The organism is Oceanobacter sp. 5_MG-2023 (assembly GCF_030548165.1).
Taxonomy (GTDB): Bacteria; Pseudomonadota; Gammaproteobacteria; order Pseudomonadales; family Oceanobacteraceae; genus Oceanobacter.
Map to the genome: position 1 here is coordinate 117,250 of NZ_JAUORS010000007.1, position 24,511 is coordinate 141,760.

Here is a 24,511-nt window from a genome sequence, read left to right on the forward strand (position 1 = left end):
CCCTCTCTGATCAGAACCGCCGGTGCTCTGCCACTGGCATGTTCTGACGCAAGCGCCGTAATTCCTCCAGATCAATCGTCTGACAGACAACGCCCGGCTCTTCCTCAAGCACCGCTAACGGCGTACCCCACGGATCAACAATCTGACTGTGCCCCCAGGTCTGGCGCTTGCGATCGTGCCAGCCACACTGATTGGCGGCAATCAGATAACATTGCTGCTCAATCGCACGAGCGCGGAGCAAGACATCCCAATGAGCCGCTCCGGTTTTCCAGGTAAAGGCCGCTGGTACTGCCAGCAACTCTGCCCCTTGTTCCCGTAACAGCCGGTATAACTCGGCAAACCGCAGGTCATAGCAGATACTCAGCCCCAAACGGCCTGCTGGTGTATCCACCACCACCACCGCATCGCCGGGGCAAAAGCGTTCAGATTCTCGATACTGGCCCTGAGAGTCACCCACCGCCACATCAAACAAATGCACTTTGTCGTAACGAGCGACCAGCTCTCCCTGATCGTCAAATACCAGACAGGCAGAGCGGAGCCGAGGCTCCGCAGGATCAGGTGCCGGTTGCGGGATGGCACCAGCCACCAGCCACAGCCCTAGATCACGCGCCACGTCACCCAGCCGATCCACCCAGCTCAGCTCCCGAGCCAGATCCTGATAACATTTACCGTCCATACTGAGAAACATTTCTGGCAGTAATGCCAGCACTGCTCCTTCTTCTTTGGCTTGCCTCAACAGAGCCACGGCTTGTTGAAAATTATCTTCTGGTGCTGCCAGACTGTTCATCTGGATTGCTGCCACTTTCGTCATCGGGATTCCTCCAGTCCAAAAATACTCAGGAAACGCTGTTTGAAACTGCGACTTTTTTTGCCGTCCACATCATTGTCAAAGGCCTGACGGATTTTCATTTTCGGGGTGCTCCAGCGCCCGGTAATGTCGTAGCTGGCACTGGTGAATTTTTCCAATTCGTCACCAATCAGTTTTTCCGTGACATAAATCGCCCCGGCAATTTGAGGCGCAAACCCAGCCAACACCGCCACCAGCGGCAAGGAGCCGGTCACCGGGAAGGTGACGGCCAATTTCATATCCAGAGTCTCTGTCACCAGATTGGTATTGCCCGATACAAGAAACTTGGCTCCAGGGCCATCCACCACCAATGGCTCAGAGAAGGTCAAGGTACCATCCACGATATCAGCCTTGGCTTTCATCACATCAAACGCCATACCGGACTGATACAAGTCGGAAAAATCCAGTTGCAAGCGGCGGGAAATGGAATTGAAGTTCAGGATACCAAATGCTTTTAATGCGCCGGTTCCTTCGGTTTTCCAGACGCCGTCATTAATACGCAAGCTCACCAGCCCCTGCAGACTCACCGGGTTAAACGCCAGTGGCGATCCTCGCCATTCCAGGCTGGCTGAGGCCGTCAACTCCTTGCCATCAATGATGGGCTCTTGCCGGAAGGCTTGCTGCACCTTGCCAATATCCTTGCCGCGCACTTTAAGCATATCGACATAAGTACGGTGGCCATCCTTTTCCTGCAGCCACCGAATATCTCCATTGAATTTCAGACCTTTCATATCGCTATCATTGATCGTCAATGCCAGCCCTTTTTCAATGGGACGACTGCTCAGAGACCAGCGGCCCAAATTACGGCTCCCGATAATCATCTCGGCAATCTGGATATCCATTGGTAACAAGTCTGCCGGTACCATATCCAGCAAGGTATCGTCGGCCAAGACCGCTGTCAGCTGCTGATCAAGCGGTACTTCACCCAGCAGTGAACCCCGCTGGCCAGGCTCTTTCACCACATCATCCGTTTGTGGCATATGCAGATATTCCAGTGTCATCTGCACAGGATCACTCCCGGCACTCAGCACCACATCACCGGCCATCAGTTCACTATCGATACGGGTTTGCCATTCCCCCCAGTTCTGCTGGGCAATAACATGAGTTGGGCCGGGAGCCATATCCCAGACATCCAACCGGGTAAAGATCAAATCCACCAGCCGTAACGGATTCTCCGAGGTGCTGCTGCGTGTACCGGCGTTGGTATCACTGTCTGGTTGCTCTGCTGCCGGGCCAGAACCCGCGGCCGCTGTACTGCTTGCTGCTTCTTCGGCCAGTGCCAATGGCTCCAGCCGCAGCCACATATCCCACCACTCTTCGGCATTGACCGGCGTATCCAGCTGCCCACGAATTTCAACCCCGCTGTCACTGGGCAAAAACGGTTCGCTCTTGCCCAGATACACCTGTCCCCGATTAAGCCCTTGATCGTCGAGTGCAAACACCCCCCGGATACGATCATCGTAATTCATACTGATACGGGTTTCGCGACCGGGTCGAACGGTAACATGCAAGGGATGCGAGGCATCGGCAGCCGCTTTGCCCAGTGGCGCCGGATAGTCGATGAGAGTGCCATCCAGATTGGTATCCAGGGCAAAACGTACATCACCAGAGGTGGTATTCAGATCCAGCGTGGCCTGATAGCCCAGATCACCCGTTACCGGGTCCAGTAAAAACATTGGCAGCCACTGCTTAAAGGCCGCCATGGTCGCTCGACCATCGGCGCGAAGCTGGGTGGAAAATCCATTGGGCAGCGGTTTGGAGGTCATTTTCGCTACCATATCTCCTCCCATTACATGCCCTTCCATACGAGGCGAAGACAGGCCGGCAATCGAATCATAAACCAGCGCACCGGTCAGTCCGGTAATCTCCAGATTCAGGTCATCCAGACGCAGTTGGTTATCGTCGAGTTGAGCCTCGATACGCATTTCCGGATCGCCGCTATCGTCCCCCAAAGCCATATCCATCGCCATAACCGCCTGCAGGCTCCCTTGTCCTTGCCAGTGATCAAAGGCGTGTCCCACCACCTCTTGTAGTGGTGTGTCGGTAAAATAGCGCAGTGCGGCACCGCTATCCCCTTTCAGGCGACCATTGAGCAACAGCCGGGTTGAATGATCGGCACCACTGCGCAAACGGATATGCGCACCTTTCTCGATATGCCCTCCCAGCGTATCGGCACCATCAACCCAGGCATCTACTGACGGTGTATCCAGCAAGACCCGCCCGGTCACGTTACCAACCACCGGCCAGCCTTCGAGATATTTCAGCTCGCCGCGCTGGACGTCCATATAGAGCTGGGTTGTCAGGCTGTTATCCGGACGCTCTTCGTCCAGTACGCCATCCAGCAAAAAAGCCCCGTTGGAAAGCTTGCCACTCAGGAGTGCGGTATCCAGCCAGTGTCGCACTTCAGGGTCAAGCAAATCAGGTAACAGGCGGCTGCGGTCTGTCATGGTGGCTCGGGGCATTCCCAACAGCAGACTGAACCGACTGTCGCGCCCGGAAGCACGGGATGGCAGGGTCATCGACAACTCACTGCGGAGTTGCAAATGTTGCCAGCGAGCCTGTAACCCTGTCAGCCAGATACGGGACTCCTCTGGCTGGATACGCCAGTGAAACGCACCGGAAAGTCCACTCAGAGACCATGGTTCATCGTATACGCCTTGCAAATCAATCGTGGCGGTCTGGTCCTTGAAGTCGATACGGCCAACCGTGGGCTGTAAATGCACATGGCCGTTCAGCCCTTTCATGCCTGGAATACCCTGATAGGCGCTGCCGTGGATATTCTGCAACTGCGCCCGGACATCGATAGCGTCATTGGTCTCGGCCTCCGGCAAAAAGGAAATCCGCACATCCTGCGCCTGACCACCAGGCTGGATATTACCCAGATAACGATCGAAAGGATCTGGCAGCAGACCATGCTCCAGCAAATAGCCAATCGCCTGACTGATTTCCAGCTGCGCCAGCCCCAGCTGCCAGCCCCGCGACTGTTCCGGCAAGCTGATCGCACTGATGGTGAAATCATGCACCGGCACGGCATCGCCCAGGTCGGGCATGATGCGCATATGCCAGTCATCGCCATGATGCTCCCCACCCAGCTGAATCCGGCCTTCACTCAGGCTCAGTGGCTGTTCACGGGTGGTCAGCTCCAGTTGCTCAATATTGAGATCAGCATAGACCTGGGACAATTCGCCATTATGGATTTTTAACCAGACATCCGCTCCGGCGTCCAGCTGGTTGAACACCAGCTCCATCGGCAGGTCATTCGGAATCCAGCGCGTCCAGCTTTGGGGTTCAACATAGGCGAACACTTCGCCGTTCTGTTCACGCCAAGGCCAGACCTGGCCATCCAGCACCGCATTCAGGGTAATATCAGCCAGCTGCTCTCGTCCCCAGGACAGCTTCCCCAGTATCGACTGGCTGCCGCCCTGGTGACGCCACAACAGCTGTTCGATCTGTAGCTGATCGACTTTGCCATTGGCATTCTGGAGCTGGATATGGGAGTCGGTAATTTCCATCCGCTGCTGTAATTCCAGCAACCGCGCCCACAAAGGACGCTGTTCTGACTGGCGAGGACCAAGCGATTGGGAAGTTCCGGAAGCGGCTGGAGAAGCTGCCGTAGAGTCGGTGCCGGTGTTACTGGGCTGCTGCCACGACAACGCCCAGTTCTGACCAATAAACCATTGTTGCGGAGCGCGTCGCAGCGGCAGCTCCAGCCCTTCGACTTCGATCCTCTTGAACACCGGCAGCTGGTAAAATGCGCTGGCACTGACGTCCAGTTCCAGCTCCACGCGCCGCAGTGAAACCTGATCCGGTGCGACGCCGACAACAATGTCACGCAGCCGGACAATCGGTGACAAATAACGCCAGTCACCTTCTACCTTGCCTATCACAACCGGCTGCCCCAGTTGCTGGGTCAGTTGCTGCTCGATATCCGGATGCCAGCTTTCTACCAGCGGGATCAACTGACGCCCGGCACTGGTATACAGTGCCGTCATCACCAGTCCAACCACCAGTGTTATCCATAGTTGCGTCCAGCAGGCACCGAGAAACCTCATGCCGATTCCTATTGCAAGATGATGTCGTAATAATCCTGTGCGTACAGGGATTCAACTTGCAGTTTAATGGTTTTGCCAATAAATGCTTCCAAATCTGCCAAGCCGTCACTATCTTCGTCTTGCAAACGGTCCAACACCGGTTGGCTGGCCAGCACCAGATAGGTATCAGCGCCATAGGCGCGATCTTCGCGCAGGATTTCCCGGAAAATTTCGTAGCAGACGGTCTCGGGGGTTTTCACAGAACCTCGGCCATCACAGGCCTTGCACGGCTCCATCAGCATCTGTTCGAGGCTTTCCCGGGTACGCTTGCGAGTCATTTCCACCAGCCCCAGCTCTGAGACACCACTGATTTTGGTTTTGGCGTGGTCTTTTTCCAGCACTTTTTCCAGCATCCGTAACACCTGACGCTGATGCTCCGGTTCGGTCATATCGATAAAGTCGAGGATGATAATACCGCCGAGATTACGCAGCCGCAGCTGGCGGCCGATTGCATTGGCGGCTTCCAGATTGGTTTTGTAGATGGTTTCTTCAAGATTGCGGCGACCAACAAAACCACCGGTATTAACATCAATAGTGGTCATGGCTTCGGTCTGGTCAATGACCAGATAACCGCCACTTTTCAGTGGTACTTTACGTTCCAGCGCTCGCTGGATCTCGTCTTCCACGCTATACAGCTCAAACACCGGCCGCGGGCCATGGTAATAATTCAGGTGGTCTTCTATTTCTGGAACGTACTGCTGGGAGAATTGCAGGATTTTTTCAAAAGTCTCACGGGAGTCCACCAGAATCTTGTCGACTTCCGGGCGGGCGTAATCCCGCAGGGTACGTAAATACAGGGGCAGCTCATCATATACCACCGCAGGGGATGAGAATTCATTGATCCGCTCTTCCAGCTTGCGCCACAAACGTCGCAAATAACGGGTATCGGCGAGGATTTCTTCTTCTCCGACGCCTTCTGCCGCCGTGCGTAGAATAAATCCGGCTTCTCCAGTGAGGCCTTCGGCGTCCATGCAGTCCTGCACCATATGCTTGAGACGGTCACGCTCACCTCCGTCATCAATACGCTGGGAAACCCCCACGTGATCTGCACCCGGCATATACACCAGATAGCGGGAAGGAATCGTCAACTGGGTCGTCAATCGTGCACCCTTGGTACCGATCGGATCCTTGGTCACTTGCACCACCAGCGACTGGCCTTCATGCAACAGCTGGTTAATCGGCGTCTGGCTATCAGGGTGGCCCAATTCAGCGGCATGAATAAAAGCCGCTCGTTCCAGGCCGATATTCACAAAAGCGGCCTGCATGCCGGGTAATACCCGCACCACCTTGCCTTTATATATATTGCCAACCAGGCCACGATGATTGGTGCGCTCAATGACTATTTCTTGCAATACACCGTTTTCTACCACGGCAACCCGCGTCTCGGTTGGTGTAATATTCATCAAGATTTCTGCGTTCATTACCAGATCCTTTTATTGTTTTGACGGGTCAATAATGGCGCAGCAAAACCAGAAACTATCTGGATGCAGGACAGTCACTCCAGGGGACAGGACGCCCCCATCATGTCTGCCAATATGAAATGCCATGTTGTTCGAGCAAGACGGCTGTTTCTGCCAGCGGCAAGCCAACCACATTACTGTAGCTGCCATGAATATCTGCAACCAAGACAGCCCCTTTCCCCTGAATACCGTAGCCGCCCGCCTTGTCTTTCCCTTCACCACATTCAAGATAGCGCTTGATCAGTACCTCATCCAGCTGGCGAAAGGTCACATGGGTGGTCACCAGCCGGGTATCACAGCGATCCCCGGTCACAACAGCGATGGCCGACAGCACTTGCTGGGTATTGCCCGACAGTTGTTCCAGCATTGCTCGGTGGTGCTCAGGCGACTCTGGTTTGCCCAGAATCTGCCCGTTCAGAATCACACTGGTATCTGCGGCCAGCACCGTGGCCGGTATCGTCAGTGATGACGCCACCACCAGCCCCTTGCTCCGTGCCATTCTGACGACATAATCCTCAGGATGTTCATTCGCAGCGGGGGTTTCATCAATATCAGCCGGCTGAACGGTATGCGTCACCCCGATCTGGCTTAACAATTCGCGGCGACGTGGTGACGCCGAAGCCAGAATAATCATACCGACATCCGCCGCAGGGTCAGACGCGTCAGGGCAAACACCCACGGCCAGACAAACATCGAGCTGAACGCCGGCCCCCACATTTCAACCGGATGCGGAAGGTCCAGCATTACTTGCGCCAGCCAGAAACTCAGCAACTGATGCAGCAAGGCCAGCACCAGCACCAGCGCCATTTGCTGGAACAGGTTAAAGACTTCAATACGCCGGAAAAAATACTGCACCAGAAAGATATGCACCGACAGCGTGAAAACATGGGTTCCCAACAATGTCCCTTGTTCCGCATCCATCATCAAACCGGCAGGAATCGCCAGCCACAACCCGAACGTTTGTGGCGACTGGAATACCAACAAGGTAATCACCACCAAAATCCATAACGGCTGGAACCAGATCAATAACTCTGGCAGCGGCAAGTGTTCAAAGACAAACCCAACAAACAGCGACAGCATACCGATAACAAACGACTGTACAGAGGTCATCGATTTTTCCTCCACAGTTCATCCGATGGTACTTTGCCGGCCCCCTGGCTGAATACCAGCAGCAATAACCGACTGCGGTCCATCAGGGCACTGGGGCGCGCCGTCACACTGGCAAACAATTCACCGGCCTGATGTTCGACCTTTTCGACCGTCGCCACGGGATAACCACGGGGATAACGGCCCCCAAGCCCAGAGCTGACCAGCAAGTCGCCCTCCTGAATATCTGCCGTGTTCGGCACATAAATCAGCTCCAGCCGATCCAGCGCCCCGGTGCCGGTGGCAATCGCCCGGACACCGTTACGATTGATCTGTACCGGAATGGCGTGATTGGAATCAGCAATCATCATGACATGGGAAATATGCGGCAATACATCCACCACCTGGCCCAGCAAACCATGAGCATCCAGCACTGGCTGACCGACAAACACACCGTCATCGCCGCCTTTGTTGATCAGGATCTGCTTGGTATAAGGATCGGGATCAACCGCAATCACCGTCGTTACCAGCACCTTGTCGTCGACCTGCTCAGAAGCACTGAGCAGCTCACGCAGCTCAATATTTTCCGCTTCCAGTGAAGCCAGCCGCTGGGCTTTTAACTCCAGGACCAGATTACGGGCCGACAACTGCTTGTTCTGATCAAGCAGATCCCGCCGAGAGGTAGTGGATTCATCCATCCAGTTAGCTAAAGAAGAAGGCAAGACAGCCAGTTGCTGTGCCGGATACAAAACGTATCCGGCAATATTGCGCAACGACTGAAACGCCGGGTAGCGTTGATCCGCCCACATCAGCGCAAGCGCTATCAGGCAGACCAGCAGAGTACGCTGGCCCTGATACGGGGGGATCTGAAATTGCAGTCTGATAACCCGACTCCCGAACGACTAGGCAAGCTGCCAAAGTAATAAAAAGGACAAACGACACCGCCGCCCAAACAGGCGGCAATGTCATCCATTAACCTGAATTATTCCTGAGACAGTATATCCAGCGCTTGTTCCGATGCGGTTTCAAGGAAACGACCGCCCCCTCGCGCCACACAGGTCAGCGGATCATCGGCAACCAGCACCGGCAGGCCGGTTTCTTCGCTCAGCAGTTTATCCAGATCGCGCAACAGGGCACCACCACCGGTCAGCACCATGCCGCGTTCGGCCACGTCAGAAGCCAGCTCAGGAGGAGCCTGTTCCAATGCACTTTTGACCGCCTGGACAATCGCGGCCAGTGATTCTTGCAGGGCTTCCAGAATCTCGTTGGAATTCAGCGTAAAGCTGCGTGGAATCCCTTCGGCCAGGTTTCGGCCCCGCACATCAATTTCGCGAATTTCCGCGCCGGGGTAAGCCGTGCCGATTTCTTCCTTGATTCGTTCGGCGGTTGCTTCACCGATCAGGCTGCCATAGTGGCGACGCACGTAAGCCACGATCGATTCATCAAAGCGGTCGCCGCCTATTTTCACGGATTCAGCGTAGACCACGCCACTCAGTGAAATAATGGCAATTTCAGTTGTACCACCACCGACATCAACCACCATCGAACCACGAGCCTCATCGACGGGCAAACCGGCACCGATCGCAGCGGCCATCGGCTCATGTATCAGATAAGCCTTGCTGGCACCGGCATTCAGTACCGATTCGCGAATCGCCCGACGTTCAACCTTGGTGGCCTGATACGGCACACACACCACAACCCGTGGGCTGGGCGGCATAAAACTGGACTCATGCACCCGTTTGATAAAATACTGCAGCATTTTTTCAGTAACTTCGAAGTCGGCAATCACACCGTCCTTCATCGGCCGAATGGCCTGAATATTGGCCGGAGTACGCCCAAGCATTTGCTTGGCTTCCATCCCAACCGCAGCGACACTTTTCTGGTGTCCCTGAAGACGAATGGCAACGACTGATGGTTCGTTAAGAACAATACCCTTGTCGCGCATGTAAATTAGGGTATTTGCGGTTCCCAGGTCGATCGACAGATCGCTGGAGAACATGCCTCTAAGAGCTTTGAACATCCCGCCGTTTCCTGTTTGCATCTGGCATAAAAAAGTGCGCTAACTCTAGCAATGGCAGGGATTTAGAGCAAGGCGCATTTGTGCTAGTCTCGAGCGCTTTCACAGACAGAGATACTGGAGAAGCTGTATGGCTCTGGAACAAGATCAGGTGCGCAATATTGCCGAATTGTGCCGTCTGCAAATCGATGACGCCCAAATTGCCGCATACCAGAACAACCTCAGCAACATACTGGAGCTGGTGGATCAGCTATCCGCGGTCGACACCAGCGATGTTGCGCCCATGGCTCACCCTCTCGATGCCGTGCAGCGTTTACGTGCTGATCAGGTCACCGAAAGCAACCAGCGGGAGCACTTCCAGCAAATTGCTCCGGCAACGGAACGCGGACACTACCTCGTCCCTCGCGTCGTAGAATAAACCGTGGTCGCATAAACACAGCAGATCATCCCGTCCGGCCGTTTCAGCTTGCCGGATTATTTCAGGCACCTTCCGAATTCGGGATCAGCTTCACAGGACAGAGACCCCATGCACAACAAAACCATCGCCCAGATAGCCCGCGACCTGGCCGCGGGCGAATATTCCAGCGTTGAAGTGACCCAGTCGTACCTGGATCGCATCCAACAACTGGATCATAACTACAACAGCTTTATTACCGTGACGGCCGAACAAGCACTGGCACAGGCCGCCGCCGCCGATGCCATGCGGGCAGCGGGCAACGCTACCCCCTGGACAGGCGTTCCCATGGCTCACAAGGATATTTTTTGTACCAACGGCGTACTGACCAGCTGCGGCTCCAGAATGCTCAGCAACTTTGTCGCTCCTTACGATGCCACCGTGGTCGCCAACTTCAACAACGCCGGTGCCGTCAGCCTGGGCAAACTCAATATGGATGAGTTTGCCATGGGGTCATCCAACGAAAGCTCCTTCTACGGCGCAGTGCACAACCCCTGGCAGCTGGATCACGTTCCCGGTGGTTCTTCCGGCGGTTCTGCAGCCGCGGTTGCGGCGCGTCTGGTGCCCGGTGCCACGGCCACCGATACCGGCGGTTCGATTCGCCAACCTGCTGCGTTTTGTGGCGTCACCGGGATCAAGCCAACCTATGGCCGGGTTTCCCGCTGGGGCATGATTGCCTTTGCCTCCAGCCTCGACCAGGGCGGCACCATTACCCGCACCGCAGAAGATTCCGCCATGATGCTCAACGTGATGGCCGGATTCGACCCCAAAGATTCCACCTCGATGCAGCAGGATGTACCGGACTACACCGCCAACCTGAACGACAGCATTGCCGGCCTGACCATTGGTTTACCCAAAGAATATTTCCGCGATGACCTCAGCAGCGACATGCAACAGCAAGTCCGCAACGCCATTGCCGAATACGAAAAACTGGGTGCTACGGTCAAAGAAATCAGCCTCCCCAACACACATTTGGCGATTCCGGTGTACTACGTGATTGCACCCTCTGAGTGCTCCGCCAACCTGTCTCGCATGGACGGTGTACGCTTCGGCCATCGCTGTGATGACCCACAAGACGTCAATGATCTGTTCAAGCGGTCACGGGGCGAAGGCTTTGGTGAAGAAGTCAAACGTCGCATCATGGTGGGTACCTACGCACTGTCGGCCGGTTTCTACGATGCTTATTACAAAAAAGCCCAGCAGGTACGCCGCCTGATCAAAAATGACTTTGTCGAAGCCTTCAAACAAGTCGATGTCATCATGAGCCCAACCACCCCCAGCCCGGCGTTCAAGGCCGGTGAAAAAACCAGCGACCCGGTGGCCATGTACCTGGAAGATATTTTCACCATTGCCATCAACCTGGCCGGTTTGCCAGCCATGTCGATTCCTTGTGGCCAGGTCGACAGCCTGCCCGTCGGCCTGCAGCTGATTGGCAACTACTTTGATGAAAGCCGCCTGCTCAACCTTGGCCATCAATTCCAACAAGTCACCGACTGGCATCAGCAAACGCCAGCGGATCTGGTATAAGGAGCCTGATTATGGAATGGGAAGTTGTTATCGGCCTTGAGATTCACGCTCAGCTGGCCACCAAATCAAAGATTTTCTCCGGTGCCTCCACCGCCTACGGTGCCGACGCCAATACCCAGGCTTGCGCAGTTGACCTCGGATTACCCGGTGTTTTGCCCGTATTCAACGAAGAAGCCCTGCGCATGGCGGTGAAGTTTGGCCTTGCCATCGACGCCGAAATTGGCAAACGCTCGGTCTTCGACCGCAAGAACTACTTTTACCCGGATTCACCCAAGGGGTATCAGACTACCCAGCTGCACCACCCCATCGTCGGCATGGGTCATATTGATATCGAACTCGACAACGGCAGCAGCAAACGCATTAACGTCACCCGCGCCCATCTCGAAGAAGACGCCGGTAAATCCGTGCACGAAGGTTTTGGCGGCATGTCCGGCATCGACCTCAACCGGGCCGGAACACCGCTGGTCGAAATCGTCTCCGAACCGGAATTACGCAGCGCCAAAGAAGCATCGGCCTACTTCCGCAAAATGCACAGCATCGTCACATATCTGGGCATTTGCGATGGCGATTTGTCCCAGGGCTCCATGCGCTGCGACTGTAACGTTTCCTTGCGCCCCAAGGGCCAACAGGAATTTGGCACCCGTACCGAAATCAAAAACGTCAACTCCTTCCGTAACGTCGAACGGGCGATCGATGTCGAAATCGAACGTCAGATGGATGTATTGGAAGACGGCGGTACCATCACTCAGGAAACCCGCCTCTACGACGCCGACAAAAACGAAACCCGCTCCATGCGCTCCAAGGAAGTGGAAAATGACTACCGCTACTTCCCTTGCCCCGATCTGTTACCCATCATTATTGATGATGACTACATCGAAGCCGTACGCAGCACTCTGCCCGAACTGCCCGACGCCAAGCGCAAGCGTTTTATCGAAAGCCACCAGCTGTCAGCCAACGACGCAGCGGTTCTGGCTTCCAGTCGTACACTGGCCGATTATTTTGAAATCGCAGCACAAGCAGCCAACGACTACCAACTCGCCGCCAACTGGGTGCAAGGTGATGTCTCCGCCACCCTCAACCGGCTGGAAATCGACATCAGCGAACTGCCTGTCAACGCCGAGCAACTGGGCCGTATCCTGCAACTGATCAAGGACAACACCCTCAACAACGGCGGCGCCAAGGAAGTATTCAACGCACTGGTGGCACTCGGAGAAGCAGGCAAAGCCGACAGCACAGTGGAAAAAGTCGACGCGCTGGTTGACTCCATGGGCCTGAAACAGGTGTCCGATACCGGTGCCATTGAAGCCATCGTTGCCGATGTACTGGCCAACAACCCGAAACTGGTGGAAGGCTACCTCAATACCCCGGTGGAAAAACGTGGCAAGGCCATGGGACCCTTTATTGGCCTGACCCGTAAAGCTGCCAAGGGGGTCAACCCGCAAGTGGTGATGGAAGTACTGAAGAAAAAGCTGGAAGAGTTGGGGTAACGTTTTGGTGCACCAGACGTTCGGATACGGACGTCTGGGCTGTTTGAATAACAGAGCAACCTTAGATATCAGAAAGAATATCAACAAATTAAGTGAATCAATTCAGACCCCATCTGGCAGTGCTCATTAAAAAGGAGCGAGTTGCCGGTTGAGATTAAAGGCGACCAAACCTTTGATCGACACCAACAAGGTAACTCGCATGATCCATCGTAACGAACGAATCATTCGACACAAAGTCGGCTTGCTTACCCTGGCCACAGAACTCGGCAACGTCACCGAAGCTTACCAAACAACCATGGACGTATCCCGGGATTACGGCACTGGAAGGGCTACCGACGGGTCTGGACGAATGATGGTATCAGCCCTCTCGCAGCAGAAGAAAAACTTAAAACCGTGTCCGGAATCAGTTGGCCACTACACGGCCTCAACCTTCAAACCATCGCAGCCACCAGAGTATTTCACGTTACATGGTCCCGGTTTCGGCTTCACCCACAACGCACTGTCTTTCAAATCCGAACAATCCAGACCATCCAATTGATATACAATTTGTATATGTTTTGTAGTGTCAGAGGCTGATCTCAATTTTCGGCCAGGAGGATGTCAACGTTATGGGTATCGTTAAAATATCGGAAGAACTGCACGAGGAAATCCGTGAGACCAGTGCTGTGATGGCGCGGTCGATCAATTCGCAGGCGGAGTACTGGATCAAGATAGGGATGCTGGCGGAATTTTACCCCGATCTCACTTACGCCCAGTTAACCCGCAAGTTATTGACCACAAATGAGTTGCCGTTGGCGACTCTGAAATCTGAATGCAAGGCCGACATCCAGCGTCAGCAAGAGGCCTGCTAATGAACGCCATGGTAAAAACCCCGGCAGAAATCGGGCTGATGCGTGAGTCCGGCCACTTGCTGGCACAGGTGTTTGCAATGCTGGATACCTTTGTGGTGGCTGGCATCAGCACCATGGATATCAATCTGAAGGTCGAGTCCTTTATTGAGAACGAGTTGAACGCTCGTCCAGCCAGCCGGGGGCAGTATGATTTCCCCTACTGCCTGAATACGTCGATCAATCATGTGGTGTGCCACGGGGTACCGAAGGCCAGCCAGATTTTACGTAACGGCGATATCATCAACTGCGATATTACACTGGAGAAAAATGGCTTTATCGCTGACTCCAGCAAGATGTATTGCATTGGCAAGATTACGCCAATGGCGCGTCGTCTGGTTGAGACAACTTACGAAGCGATGTGGGCCGGTATCCGGACCGTAAAACCCGGGGTGACGCTAGGCGATATTGGCCATGCGGTTCAGCAAGTGGCTGAAAAAGCCGGTTACAGTGTGGTGCGGGAATATTGTGGTCACGGCATTGGCCGCGAGATGCACGAAGAGCCTCAGGTCACACATTATGGCAAGCCCGGCATAGGGATGGCGCTGGCCGCCGGGATGACCTTCACCATTGAGCCGATGATCAATCAGGGTAGTCATAAACTGAAGCATATGAAAGACGGCTGGACGGTAATTACCCGCGACAAGAAGCTGTCGGCCCAGTGGGAACATACCATTGCCGTGACTGCCGATGGTTACGAAGTACTGACGCTGAGGGAAGAAGAAAAAACACTTCATACCACAGAATAGCTGGAATACCCTGCTGGCCCTATCATCAGCCACCCATAAAAAAACCGCCCGAAGGCGGTTTTTTTATGCATCCGATGTTTCACTTCAAACATCTCGAACACGCGTCAGATCACTTCACTACTTTTAGCGAAGGACGACCAGCACCGGCTTTTTTCTCTGGCTCGACTTGCTTCGGTTTGGGCGGCTCTGGTGGATTATTCGGATCAGGAGCACCCGCTTCTGAACCAAATACCATACCTTGACCGTTTTCCTTGGCGTATATCGCCAGAATGGCCACGGTGGGCACGTATACCGACATGGGTACACCGCCAAAGCGGGCATTAAAGGACAATCCCTGATCATCGATCAACAGGTTCTGAACTGCCGTCATACTGATGTTCAGTACGATTTGGCCTTTATTCACATAATCCTGAGGCACCTGAACCCCAGCCAGTGAGGCATCTACCAATACATAGGGTGTGCACTGATTATCGAGGATCCACTCGTTCAGGGCGCGTACCAGGTAAGGTCGGCTTGGGGTCATTGTTTCCATTATTCGTGCATTTCCCGTTCGGCTTCGGTCAGGCTGGCCTGGAACGATTCACGATCGAACAGGCGTTCCATGTATTGCAGCAGTGGCTTGCACTGACGCTCTGGCAGTTCTATGCCCAACACCGGCAAACGCCACAGGATAGGGGCAACGCAGCAATCCACAATGGAGAAGTCGTCACTCATGAAATATGACATTTCGGCAAAAATGGGGGCCGTGCTGACCAGGCTTTCGGTCAATGCCTTGCGCGCTTCTTCAACGCCATCGCCTCCAGCCAGGATCGTGCCGACCAGGCCACACCAATCTTTCTCGATGCGTTTGATCCACAACCGGCTTTCTGCACGTGCGACAGGGTAAACAGGCAACAGTGGAGGATGAGGAAAACGCTCGTCGAGGTATTCCATCATGATGTTCGGGTCTTCGTAGAGAGTCAGCTCCCGATCCACCAGAGTTGGCAGGGTGTTGTAAGGGTTCAGGGATGTCAGATCTTCGGGCAGGTTGTCCGGGTCCACATCCATAATTTCGACGGCGACACCTTTTTCAGCCAGTACGATACGTACACGATGGCTGAAATGATCCTTGGCATCGGAATAAAACGTCATGGTAGAGCGTTTCGCTACAACCCCCATAATTTCCTCACTCGCTAAAAAATTCAATTACCTAAAAACAAAGATAGCCCGGCCGCATAAACGGCCAGGCTAGCGTCAAAATACCGGGCGATTAATGCACGTCGCGCCAGTATTCCTTGTTCAACATGTACACAGGTACAAAGAAGATTGCCAGGAACAACAGTACCCACCAACCCAGTCTTTCACGCTCAACCGCAATCGGCTCAGCGGAGTAAGTCATGAAGTTCACCAGATCAAAGATCAGATCATCATACTCAGCAACACTCAGAGTGCCTGGCTCTGCCAGATATAACACATCTTCGTGCTCTTCGGTGATTTCCTGACCCGTCAATGTGTCATAACCCACAGCAACCGGAGCAGTACCTTTGTGCTGGAGACCCTGCAGATCAGCCAGCACATGAGGCATACCCACATCTTTGAAGACCGTGTTATTCACACCCCATGGACGGCTTGGGTCGACATAAAAGCTGCGTAAGTAGGTATACAGCCAATCTGGACGACGTACCCGAGCGACCAGAGTCAGATCCGGTGGCGCTGCACCAAACCAGACTTTGGAATCTTCCGTACGCATGGCGATAGTCGCCAGTGCACCGAATTTCTTGTCGGTATCAAATACCAGGTTTTCCATCATCAGCTCTTCTGGAATATCCAGGTCACTGGCTATGCGGTTAAACCGGGCATGTTCCATCGAGTGACAACCCATGCAGTAGTTCATGAAGGTCTGGGCACCACGTTGAAGTGATGCCTTGTCCGTCAGATCGGTCAGGTGCTTGTCTAGATGCACACCTTCACTGGACGCCATTGCAACTGCAGGAAGCAGTGCAGCAATCAATGCAAATAACGTTTTCATTAGTGGCCTCCTGTTACGCGTTCTGGCACTGGTTTGGTTTTTTCCATACGAGTATAGAAAGGCATCAACAAGAAGAAACCGAAGTAGATAAACGATGAAGCACGAGCCAGGAAGGTATTCAGTTCATTGGTTGGTTGAGTACCCAGCCAGGTCAACAGAATAAAGGCGACGGCAAACACCAGAATAAAGGTTCTGCTCATCCAGCCTTTATAGCGCCAGCTGCGCACAGGACTGCGATCCAGCCACGGCAGTACAAACAGTACTGCAATGGCAGCACCCATCGCGGCAACACCCAGCAGCTTGTCGGGTACAGCACGCAAAATCGCGTAGAAGGCACCAAAGTACCAGACAGGGGCAATATGCTCCGGTGTTTTCAGACCGTTAGCCGGTTCAAAGTTGGCATACTCCAACATGAAACCGCCGCCTTCCGGGAAGAAGAACATGACCGTACAGAACACCATCAGGAAGACCACAATACCGACCAGGTCGTGTACTGAGTAATAAGGGTGGAATGGCACGCCATCCAGAGGAACCCCGTTTTCGTCTTTCAGTTTTTTGATATCGATGCCGTCAGGGTTGTTGGAACCCACTTCGTGCAGGGCCAGCAAGTGCATCACCACCAGACCAACAATCACCAGTGGCACAGCCACTACGTGCAAGGCAAAGAAACGGTTCAGTGTTGCACCAGAGATCAGGAAGTCACCACGAATCCATTCAGTCAGTTCGTTACCGTAAGGCAGAACAGAGAACAGCGAGATAATGACCTGAGCACCCCAGTAAGACATTTGTCCCCATGGCAGTACATAACCCATAAAGGCTTCTGCCATCAGAGCCAGATAGATGGCCATACCGAAGATCCAGATCAATTCACGTGGTTTCTGGTAGGAACCATACAGAATCGCCCGCATCATATGCAGATACACCGCGATAAAGAAGAAAGTTGCACCGGTCGAATGCATATAACGAATCAGCCAACCCCACTCGACATCACGCATGATGTATTCAACCGAGGCGAATGCGGCATCGGCACTTGGGGTGAAGTTCATGGTCAGCCAGACACCGGTCAGAATCTGGTTAACCAGCATCAGCATCGACAGTACGCCGAAGAAATACCAGAAGTTGAAGTTCTTCGGAGCATAGTACTTCGACATATGCTTTTCATAGGTGCTGGTAACCGGCAAGCGGTCATCAACCCAACCCATCAGGGTGTTTTGCTTGTTACTCATCAGGCGTTCTCCTCATCCACACCGACTACAACCACATTGGCACTTTCATAGCTGTGCGGTGGAATTTCCAGGTTGGACGCAGCCGGAGATCCCTGAAAAACACGACCAGACAGATCAAAACGAGAACCGTGACATGGGCAGAACCAACCGCCAGGCCAGTTTGCATCAAACTGTTGGGGTTGAACTTCGCCAAAGTACTTGGGAGCACACCCCAAGTGGGTACAAACACCCAGCACAACCAGTACTTCCGGTTTGCGTGAGCGATTGATGTTATCAGCGTAGGCTGGTTGCTGAGCCTTGTTGCTGTTATCCGGATCTTTCAGTCGGTCATTGTGCTCTGGAAGATTTTCCAGCATGTCGTCTGTACGACGCACAACGTATACCGGCTTACCACGCCATTCGGCTGTCAGCATCGAACCTGGTTCGATCTTGCTGACATCGATCTTGGCCGGAGCGCCTGCCGCTTTCGCCTTTTCACTTGGAACCCAAGATTTGACGAAGGGTACAGCGACGAAGCCAGCACCAACCGCGCCGACAGCAGAAGTCACGCCCACCAGCAGGGTGCGCCGACCTTTATTAACGCCGTCTTGACTCATTACCATCTTCTCCCATCATTAAAATTCTTTTCTGCCGCGAGGTCGTTTGCCTGAGAGGGACTACGGTCGGCAGACCCGGCGTAGAATGCAGAGCGGCGCACATAGTAAAGAAATTGAGGATTTGAAACAACCGGGAAGACATACCCACTGTAGGGATATAAAAACAAAAAAAGCGTCCATTGACATAAGCCAAGGGACGCTTTTTTTTGTAAGCAATAAATCGCTTAACGTTTGGAGAACTGCGGCTTCTTACGTGCTTTACGCAGGCCGACTTTCTTACGTTCAACCTCACGAGCATCACGAGTAACGTAACCCGCGGCACGAAGTGATGGACGTAGCGTTTCGTCGTATTGCATCAGGGCACGAGTAATGCCGTGACGGATAGCACCCGCCTGACCATTACCACCACCGCCGTTAACATTCACGACAATGTCAAACTTCTCCAGACTTTCAGTCAATTCCAGAGGCTGACGGACAACCATACGAGCAGTTTCACGACCGAAGTACTCTTCCAGTGTGCGCTTGTTGATTACGATAGAGCCAGTACCTGGACGCAAGAAAACGCGAGCAGTAGACGTCTTGCGACGACCGGTACCGTAGTATTGAGTTACGGCCATATTATTCTCCCAGCTTCAGTTCTTGAGGCTGCTGAGCGGTGTGTGGATGCTCGCTACCTGCGTAAACTTTCATTTTCTTGAACATGGCGCGTCCAAGAGGATTCTTGGGCAGCATGCCTTTAACTGCCAGTTCGATTACGTCCTGAGGCTTGTAGTCGATCAGCTTTTCAAAAGAGATCGATTTCAGACCACCAGGATAACCGGTGTGGCGGTAATACATTTTATCGCTGGTTTTTTTACCAGTGACTTTTACTTTTTCAGCATTGATCACGACGATATAATCGCCGGTATCAACGTGTGGTGTGTATTCTGGCTTGTGCTTGCCTCTCAAACGGCGAGCAACCTCGGTGGCCAGGCGACCCAGCGTCTGATCAGCTGCATCAACAACAAACCATTCACGTTTTACGGCTTCGGGTTTTGCGCTGTAAGTTTTCATCAAATTCTCGCCTTCAAGGGCATGTTGATCAGAAAAGAGGGCGGCATTCTACAGGACGGTTATTACCCACGCAACCACCTGTGTATTTTTAACACAGTCAATCGCGGATCAGCCGTCACGACACGAGTGCCAGAATGAGCCGTCTTTTCATAAAGGGGCGCGGATTGTATCTTTAGTGCAGAAAACAGTCCACTTAAAAATGGATTATCTACGGATTTTTATTGTCCACAGCACAGATTGGCTTCGTCCATACAAGACCGGCATGGCCTTGTCTATCCATCGCCCAAGAACCGACTCCGTGCCGTTATGAGCGGCGACGGAGAACATGGGCGGTTACAGAGGGCATCCCTGCGCACAATGAATTAATGCTCACGGGTTGAGCGGAATTCAACATCGGGCCAGCGATCCTGAATAAGACTTAGGTTCACCCGTGTCGGAGCGATATACGTCAGATAGCCGCCACCATCAATAGCCAGATTATCGACGGCCTTGCGTTTAAAGTCTTCCAGCATTTTACTGTCGTTGCAGTACACCCAGCGGGCGGTATTCACACTGACCGGCTCGTAAATACATTCAACCTTGTATTCGTCCCGCAAGCGCTGCTGTACAACATCAAACTGCAGTACCCCGACAGCCCCCAGAATCAGGTCATTGTTGTTGATTGGCATAAACAGCTGGGTCGCCCCTTCTTCCGATAACTGCTGCAGGCCTTTTTGCAGCTGCTTCATCTTCAGAGGGTCTTTCAGTCGTACGCGCTTGAACAACTCCGGAGCAAAATGCGGGATACCGGTAAACCGCATGTCATGGCCTTGCGTAAAGGTATCACCAATCTGGATGGTGCCATGGTTGTGCAGACCGATAATATCGCCAGAAATAGCCTCTTCGACCTGACTGCGGTCCCCGGCCAGGAAGGTGACCGCATCCGCGACCTTGATGTCCTTGCCGATGCGGGTATGGCGCATCTTCATGCCTTTGCTGTAAGTCCCGGAGCACACTCGCATAAAAGCAATACGGTCACGGTGTTTCGGGTCCATATTCGCCTGGATTTTGAAAATAAAGCCGGAAAAGGCTTCTTCTGTTGGCTCGACAGTGCGCTCGTTGGTTTCCCGTGCAATCGGGGCCGGTGCCCACTCAACAAAATAGTTGAGCATTTCCCGCACGCCGAAGTTTGACAGCGCCGTACCAAAAAACACCGGTGTCATTTTGCCTTCGCGGTATTCATCCAGATCAAATTCATAACTGGCACCCCGCACCAGCTCGATTTCATCAATCAGCTCCGTTACCAGTTCTTCACCCAGCAAGGCCAGCGCTTCAGCCGACTCAATCCCCTGAATCCGGGTATCATCCGGGACAATGCTCGCTTGCCCTGGCTGGAACACATGAATGGTGTCGGTGACCAGGTTGTACACCCCCTTGAACGCCTTACCCATGCCGATTGGCCAGGTAACGGGGGCACACTTGATCTTCAGAATGGTTTCGATTTCGTCCAGCACTTCAATGTGATCGCGAACTTCGCGATCCATTTTGTTGATAAAGGTAAAAATCGGGGTATCCCGCAAACGGCATACTTCCATCAGCTTGATGGTCCGATCCTCAACACCTTTCGCGCCGTCGATCACCATTAAGACTGAATCCACGGCGGTCAGGGTACGGTAGGTATCTTCCGAGAAATCTTCGTGCCCTGGAGTATCCAGCAGGTTGACCATGCAGTCCCGATAAGGAAACTGCATCACCGACGTGGTGATCGAGATGCCCCGGTCTTGCTCCATCTGCATCCAGTCCGATGTGGCCATACGGCCCGTCTTTTTGCCTTTTACAGTACCGGCCAACTGAATGGCGTTTCCGAACAGCAACAGCTTTTCAGTAATCGTGGTTTTACCCGCATCCGGGTGGGAGATGATGGCGAAAGTACGACGTGTCGAGACTTCCTGAGAGATACTAGACATAGACATCCGGTTATTGTGGCTACAGCCCTGGCACAGCACGCCACAGCGACTTGAAAATAGAACAGGCGCTATTTTCACCAATCAATGGAAAATCCACAACCGAAAGCTATTAACCTGGACAAGATTCCTGGAACGCCGACCGGCGACACGGATGTTCTCCCCTCTCCACGACCCCACCCGTGATACAGAATAATGAGGTAATACTTCAAAGTGGATTACCGGGATTGCTGTCAGCATCACTCAACCCCTTGGCCGATCTTGGGCCAGGTTGGTGCTGTGGCCGGATAATGGAATTCTTTATATTAACCCACGCTTCAAACCAAGCGACACGTATCAAGAAACACTCAGCAAGAAACCCCAACCTTACAATAATTCCAAAGCACAAAATAACTTCAAATTATAAAACGGATATTATTCTGAAAATAACACCCATTAAACGTCAACCAACGTTCTAATTTGGATATAAAAAACAACTAACATCATCTTATGTAAGAAAGTGCAAATATATGAAAACAAGTTTATCAAAAATCTGACACTTTAAACTTGTGTATAAAATCCGTTTTCAAAAATCCAGAGCCGCCTCTTCTCCAAAAAACAAACCGATCAAAAAACAATTAACGATACGACTTGTAAATACTTATAAAAATATCTGACCAACCGAACAGGTAATTACATTGCCAGCAACATGCAAGATTTAAAAATATAAATTTCAAGACGACTCAACCGCGAGGAAAATTCACTGACAGAATAAAATAAAAAACACCTGAATACAGTCGAAGGGAAATTCAGGACTTATAATGCAAGCGAACTTGCATCAGCCCAGGATATTCACTTCTTCCATATTCAGACGTTCTTTTCAAGCGGACTCTATGAGTTATTATTATTGAATCAGTCTATTCTTATTGCTCAGTCGTCAGCTCTGGCGTATTAACAGGAGCCTGGCGAGGGTTAACCTGTTCCTGATAGCTGTATGCCAGTTTAATCAGAGTGGCCTCATCAAATTCCCGACCCAACATTTCCATACCAATAGGCATTGCAGGATCATCATCCGTCATACCAGCAGGCATGCTCAACGCAGGGAACAAAGAGAACGGGCTCAGACGGTTATTTCGTCCAGCACTCGGTGAACCACCCAAGTCTCCGGCTTCACCGGTCAAGCTTGGGTACAGTAATACGTCATACGCTTCGCCCAGGCTGTTACCTTCGTCATCCACATTGTTCAGTGCTTTTAACAAGCTGGTACGGACAACAACAGGCCGCTCAACTGTGTTCAGGGTATACACTTCTTGCTGTTCGTCTGTCAGGTTATCCAGATCAATCGTGCCACGATATTCCAGTGAGGACTTGTAGTTCTCAAGGTAGCCATTGCTGTCGATCAGTCCTTGGTAGGTTGTAATGTGCCCATCAACCGACGTGGTCCAGCTGTTCAGGTAGCTGACCAGGTCGTGCTGGAACTCATAGCTGGACATGGAGGCGTAGTCATAAAGAATCGACTCCAGGTTATCAATGGTCACTTCTTCAACCGTGGCTCCAGCCGCTTCCATCGCTGCAATCGCACTGTCCATCAGAGCGTTGACGTTTTCGTTATCGCCGAACAAGTCACGATCGATGGCAATACGAGCGCCATTCAGACCATCAGCATCCAGGTAGTCGGTATAGGTTTCCGGCACACCCGTCACTGACAGGTATTCTTCTTCACTGCTAATGGCAGCCGCATCAATTTCAAAGCTGACGCGCTGATTGGCATATTCAGAATCATCAAACCCAACCATGACATCCATCATCAAGGCACAATCTTCAACAGTACGGCAGATCGGGCCACCGGTATCCTGCCAGGAAGCCAATGGCATGATGCCGTCCTGGCTGACCAAGCGCATGGATGGGCGAATACCGACCAGGCCACCCAGGCTGGCAGGTACCCGGATAGACCCTCCCGTATCACTGCCTGTCCCTACCATTGCCAAGCTGGATGCAATGGCAGCACCGGTACCACTGGATGAGCCACCCGCACCTTTGGTTTGGTCATACGCGTTTTTAACCAGGCCTCGGACCGAGCTTTCGCCCGTATATCCAAAGGCAAACTCATCCATATTGGCCTTGCCCAGAACAATAGCACCGGCGTCACGCATCTTGCCAATGGTGTAAGCATCACTGACGGGACGGTTATACTGGAATGCCAATGCGCCACCAGTGGTTGGCATTTCAGCAGTATTAAAGTTGTCTTTTGGCAAAACAGGAACACAATAAAGGGAGCCATCAATACCATCGTCTTCAAATGCCAGATCTTTTGCACGAGCTTCATCAAGAGCAGATGAGTTAATCGCAATGACACTGTTCAATTCAACATCGGTACCTTCATCGTCATAGGTATTAATACGTTCAATATACCCTTCAACGACTTCTTCACAGGTAATACCGCCAGTAGCAAGAGAAGTATGCAAACTTTCGATGGTCGCTTCAGTAAATGAAAAAGCAACCGGAACCACCTCATCATCATCGCTGTCAGATCCATCACAGCCGCTGAGAATTACTGAAAAGGTAAGTACCGCACCAGCCAATTTTTTCATTTGGAACATAAATATCTCCGCAATTGTTTTTGTATTTCCTTCTGTATTGGCACTCGCCAATAATATCCTTCTGGCCGATCTATAATCATTTATCGTGCCACACCGATCATCTCTAAAAAAAATGTCGATTTTGTCGAAAATAAAATGACGAACGTAATTTGAATAACAAAAAAAACACAGAAAAAACTATTTTCACAAATAAAAACATGGCCCCGCATTTGAAATCATGATGCTTATACGTTATCAGGGCCGTCGTTTACTATAATGCTCAACTAAATATATCCATACTTTATTTGATGACTTTATTTTGGTGCAATAAAAATTCTATCGCACATTATTATGGCACCTCCCGGCACCTGTTTTTGAAAAGTTGAAATCACTACCATCACCTCGAGTCATGACCCCAACAGCCAGGCAGTCACAGAAACCAAAGTGAATATGTAACCGAGCATCCGATTCAGTTGTCGGGAATAAATAGAGGGAGGAGGGGAAGAAAAGAGAAAAGGTGAG

21 protein-coding genes and 1 pseudogene are annotated in these 24,511 nt (G+C 52.4%); 6 read left to right on the forward strand and 16 right to left on the reverse strand.

Translation table 11 applies throughout. The features are described 5' to 3' along the window. Nucleotides 1-10: 10 nt before the first annotated feature. The 7 genes from Q4551_RS06805 to Q4551_RS06835 form a co-directional block, all read right to left on the reverse strand. Nucleotides 11-811 carry a carbon-nitrogen hydrolase family protein gene (locus Q4551_RS06805; RefSeq protein ID WP_303432700.1) on the reverse strand — a complete coding sequence of 267 codons (801 nt, stop codon included), beginning with the start codon at nt 809-811 and terminating at the stop codon, nt 11-13. Further along, on the reverse strand, nt 808-4,899 hold the full coding sequence (locus tag Q4551_RS06810; RefSeq protein WP_303432701.1) for a YhdP family protein: 4,092 nt from the start codon (nt 4,897-4,899) through the stop codon (nt 808-810). Before Q4551_RS06810 ends, Q4551_RS06805 begins: the two co-directional genes overlap by 4 nt. Before the next feature lie 8 nt (nt 4,900-4,907). Further along, nucleotides 4,908-6,359 (reverse strand): ribonuclease G, encoded by a 1,452-nt coding sequence (gene rng, locus Q4551_RS06815; RefSeq protein ID WP_303432702.1) that lies wholly within the window; start codon nt 6,357-6,359, stop codon nt 4,908-4,910. A 100-nt stretch (nt 6,360-6,459) separates the two neighbouring features. Next, nucleotides 6,460-7,032, reverse strand: coding sequence for a nucleoside triphosphate pyrophosphatase (locus Q4551_RS06820; RefSeq protein WP_303432703.1), 573 nt, complete (start codon nt 7,030-7,032; stop codon nt 6,460-6,462). Beyond that, nucleotides 7,029-7,508, reverse strand: a complete 480-nt coding sequence (mreD, locus tag Q4551_RS06825) for a rod shape-determining protein MreD (protein ID WP_303432704.1) — start codon at nt 7,506-7,508, stop codon at nt 7,029-7,031. Before mreD ends, Q4551_RS06820 begins: the two co-directional genes overlap by 4 nt. After that, nucleotides 7,505-8,368: a rod shape-determining protein MreC gene (gene mreC / locus Q4551_RS06830; RefSeq protein WP_368501373.1), complete on the reverse strand. Its 864-nt coding sequence runs from the start codon at nt 8,366-8,368 to the stop codon at nt 7,505-7,507. Before mreC ends, mreD begins: the two co-directional genes overlap by 4 nt. A 98-nt stretch (nt 8,369-8,466) precedes the next feature. Next, nucleotides 8,467-9,504, reverse strand: a complete 1,038-nt coding sequence (locus Q4551_RS06835) for a rod shape-determining protein (protein WP_303432705.1) — start codon at nt 9,502-9,504, stop codon at nt 8,467-8,469. 127 nt (nt 9,505-9,631) lie between these two features. On the opposite strand from Q4551_RS06835, the gene gatC reads away from it, so the two are divergent. From gatC to map, 6 genes and pseudogenes are all read left to right on the forward strand, one after another. Continuing rightward, complete coding sequence (gene gatC, locus Q4551_RS06840) at nt 9,632-9,919, forward strand: Asp-tRNA(Asn)/Glu-tRNA(Gln) amidotransferase subunit GatC (protein ID WP_303432706.1); 288 nt, start codon at nt 9,632-9,634, stop codon at nt 9,917-9,919. A gap of 108 nt (nt 9,920-10,027) precedes the next feature. Continuing rightward, the gene (gene gatA, locus Q4551_RS06845) at nt 10,028-11,482 is read left to right on the forward strand and encodes an Asp-tRNA(Asn)/Glu-tRNA(Gln) amidotransferase subunit GatA (RefSeq protein WP_303432708.1); all 1,455 of its coding nucleotides are present in this window, start codon (nt 10,028-10,030) and stop codon (nt 11,480-11,482) included. Between the two features lie 11 nt (nt 11,483-11,493). Further along, nucleotides 11,494-12,969 (forward strand): Asp-tRNA(Asn)/Glu-tRNA(Gln) amidotransferase subunit GatB, encoded by a 1,476-nt coding sequence (gene gatB, locus Q4551_RS06850; RefSeq protein WP_303432709.1) that lies wholly within the window; start codon nt 11,494-11,496, stop codon nt 12,967-12,969. A 199-nt stretch (nt 12,970-13,168) separates the two neighbouring features. Continuing rightward, a pseudogene (locus Q4551_RS06855) lies at nt 13,169-13,282 on the forward strand (IS481 family transposase); the annotation flags it as partial. A 295-nt stretch (nt 13,283-13,577) separates the two neighbouring features. Next, nucleotides 13,578-13,820 (forward strand): ParD-like family protein, encoded by a 243-nt coding sequence (locus Q4551_RS06860; RefSeq protein ID WP_303432710.1) that lies wholly within the window; start codon nt 13,578-13,580, stop codon nt 13,818-13,820. Nucleotides 13,821-13,828: 8 nt separating this feature from the next. Further along, complete coding sequence (map, locus tag Q4551_RS06865; RefSeq protein ID WP_303432739.1) at nt 13,829-14,605, forward strand: type I methionyl aminopeptidase; 777 nt, start codon at nt 13,829-13,831, stop codon at nt 14,603-14,605. A gap of 109 nt (nt 14,606-14,714) precedes the next feature. On the opposite strand, the gene Q4551_RS06870 is transcribed toward map, so the two are convergent. The 9 genes from Q4551_RS06870 to Q4551_RS06910 form a co-directional block, all read right to left on the reverse strand. Next, entirely contained in the window at nt 14,715-15,128 is a 414-nt protein-coding gene (locus Q4551_RS06870) for a ClpXP protease specificity-enhancing factor (RefSeq protein ID WP_303432740.1), read from the reverse strand. Nucleotides 15,129-15,136: 8 nt separating this feature from the next. After that, a complete protein-coding gene (gene sspA / locus Q4551_RS06875) occupies nt 15,137-15,763 on the reverse strand; it encodes a stringent starvation protein SspA (RefSeq protein WP_303432711.1) in 627 nt (208 codons plus the stop codon). Nucleotides 15,764-15,854: 91 nt separating this feature from the next. After that, complete coding sequence (locus tag Q4551_RS06880; protein WP_303432712.1) at nt 15,855-16,613, reverse strand: cytochrome c1; 759 nt, start codon at nt 16,611-16,613, stop codon at nt 15,855-15,857. Then, nucleotides 16,613-17,839: a cytochrome b N-terminal domain-containing protein gene (locus tag Q4551_RS06885; protein WP_303432713.1), complete on the reverse strand. Its 1,227-nt coding sequence runs from the start codon at nt 17,837-17,839 to the stop codon at nt 16,613-16,615. The genes Q4551_RS06880 and Q4551_RS06885 overlap by 1 nt, the downstream gene beginning before the upstream one ends. Next, entirely contained in the window at nt 17,839-18,435 is a 597-nt protein-coding gene (gene petA / locus Q4551_RS06890) for a ubiquinol-cytochrome c reductase iron-sulfur subunit (protein ID WP_303432714.1), read from the reverse strand. The genes Q4551_RS06885 and petA overlap by 1 nt, the downstream gene beginning before the upstream one ends. Before the next feature lie 224 nt (nt 18,436-18,659). Next, nucleotides 18,660-19,052 carry a 30S ribosomal protein S9 gene (rpsI, locus tag Q4551_RS06895; protein ID WP_303432715.1) on the reverse strand — a complete coding sequence of 131 codons (393 nt, stop codon included), beginning with the start codon at nt 19,050-19,052 and terminating at the stop codon, nt 18,660-18,662. 1 nt (nt 19,053) lies between these two features. Next, a complete protein-coding gene (gene rplM, locus Q4551_RS06900; RefSeq protein WP_303432716.1) occupies nt 19,054-19,488 on the reverse strand; it encodes a 50S ribosomal protein L13 in 435 nt (144 codons plus the stop codon). Between the two features lie 362 nt (nt 19,489-19,850). Further along, the gene (locus tag Q4551_RS06905; protein WP_303432717.1) at nt 19,851-21,440 is read right to left on the reverse strand and encodes a peptide chain release factor 3; all 1,590 of its coding nucleotides are present in this window, start codon (nt 21,438-21,440) and stop codon (nt 19,851-19,853) included. Nucleotides 21,441-22,333: 893 nt separating this feature from the next. Then, on the reverse strand, nt 22,334-24,010 hold the full coding sequence (locus Q4551_RS06910) for an amidase (RefSeq protein ID WP_303432719.1): 1,677 nt from the start codon (nt 24,008-24,010) through the stop codon (nt 22,334-22,336). Between the last annotated feature and the right edge of the window lie 501 nt (nt 24,011-24,511).

Coding starts and splice junctions, on each gene's coding strand:
- Q4551_RS06805 (WP_303432700.1), bottom strand. CDS start 811: ATGACGAAAGTGGCAGCAATCCAGATGAACAGTCTGGCAGCACCAGAA.
- Q4551_RS06810 (WP_303432701.1), bottom strand. CDS start 4,899: ATGAGGTTTCTCGGTGCCTGCTGGACGCAACTATGGATAACACTGGTG.
- rng (WP_303432702.1), bottom strand. CDS start 6,359: ATGAACGCAGAAATCTTGATGAATATTACACCAACCGAGACGCGGGTT.
- Q4551_RS06820 (WP_303432703.1), bottom strand. CDS start 7,032: ATGATTATTCTGGCTTCGGCGTCACCACGTCGCCGCGAATTGTTAAGC.
- mreD (WP_303432704.1), bottom strand. CDS start 7,508: ATGACCTCTGTACAGTCGTTTGTTATCGGTATGCTGTCGCTGTTTGTT.
- Q4551_RS06835 (WP_303432705.1), bottom strand. CDS start 9,504: ATGTTCAAAGCTCTTAGAGGCATGTTCTCCAGCGATCTGTCGATCGAC.
- gatC (WP_303432706.1), top strand. CDS start 9,632: ATGGCTCTGGAACAAGATCAGGTGCGCAATATTGCCGAATTGTGCCGT.
- gatA (WP_303432708.1), top strand. CDS start 10,028: ATGCACAACAAAACCATCGCCCAGATAGCCCGCGACCTGGCCGCGGGC.
- gatB (WP_303432709.1), top strand. CDS start 11,494: ATGGAATGGGAAGTTGTTATCGGCCTTGAGATTCACGCTCAGCTGGCC.
- Q4551_RS06860 (WP_303432710.1), top strand. CDS start 13,578: ATGGGTATCGTTAAAATATCGGAAGAACTGCACGAGGAAATCCGTGAG.
- map (WP_303432739.1), top strand. CDS start 13,829: ATGGTAAAAACCCCGGCAGAAATCGGGCTGATGCGTGAGTCCGGCCAC.
- Q4551_RS06870 (WP_303432740.1), bottom strand. CDS start 15,128: ATGACCCCAAGCCGACCTTACCTGGTACGCGCCCTGAACGAGTGGATC.
- sspA (WP_303432711.1), bottom strand. CDS start 15,763: ATGGGGGTTGTAGCGAAACGCTCTACCATGACGTTTTATTCCGATGCC.
- Q4551_RS06880 (WP_303432712.1), bottom strand. CDS start 16,613: ATGAAAACGTTATTTGCATTGATTGCTGCACTGCTTCCTGCAGTTGCA.
- Q4551_RS06885 (WP_303432713.1), bottom strand. CDS start 17,839: ATGAGTAACAAGCAAAACACCCTGATGGGTTGGGTTGATGACCGCTTG.
- petA (WP_303432714.1), bottom strand. CDS start 18,435: ATGAGTCAAGACGGCGTTAATAAAGGTCGGCGCACCCTGCTGGTGGGC.
- rpsI (WP_303432715.1), bottom strand. CDS start 19,052: ATGGCCGTAACTCAATACTACGGTACCGGTCGTCGCAAGACGTCTACT.
- rplM (WP_303432716.1), bottom strand. CDS start 19,488: ATGAAAACTTACAGCGCAAAACCCGAAGCCGTAAAACGTGAATGGTTT.
- Q4551_RS06905 (WP_303432717.1), bottom strand. CDS start 21,440: ATGTCTATGTCTAGTATCTCTCAGGAAGTCTCGACACGTCGTACTTTC.
- Q4551_RS06910 (WP_303432719.1), bottom strand. CDS start 24,010: ATGTTCCAAATGAAAAAATTGGCTGGTGCGGTACTTACCTTTTCAGTA.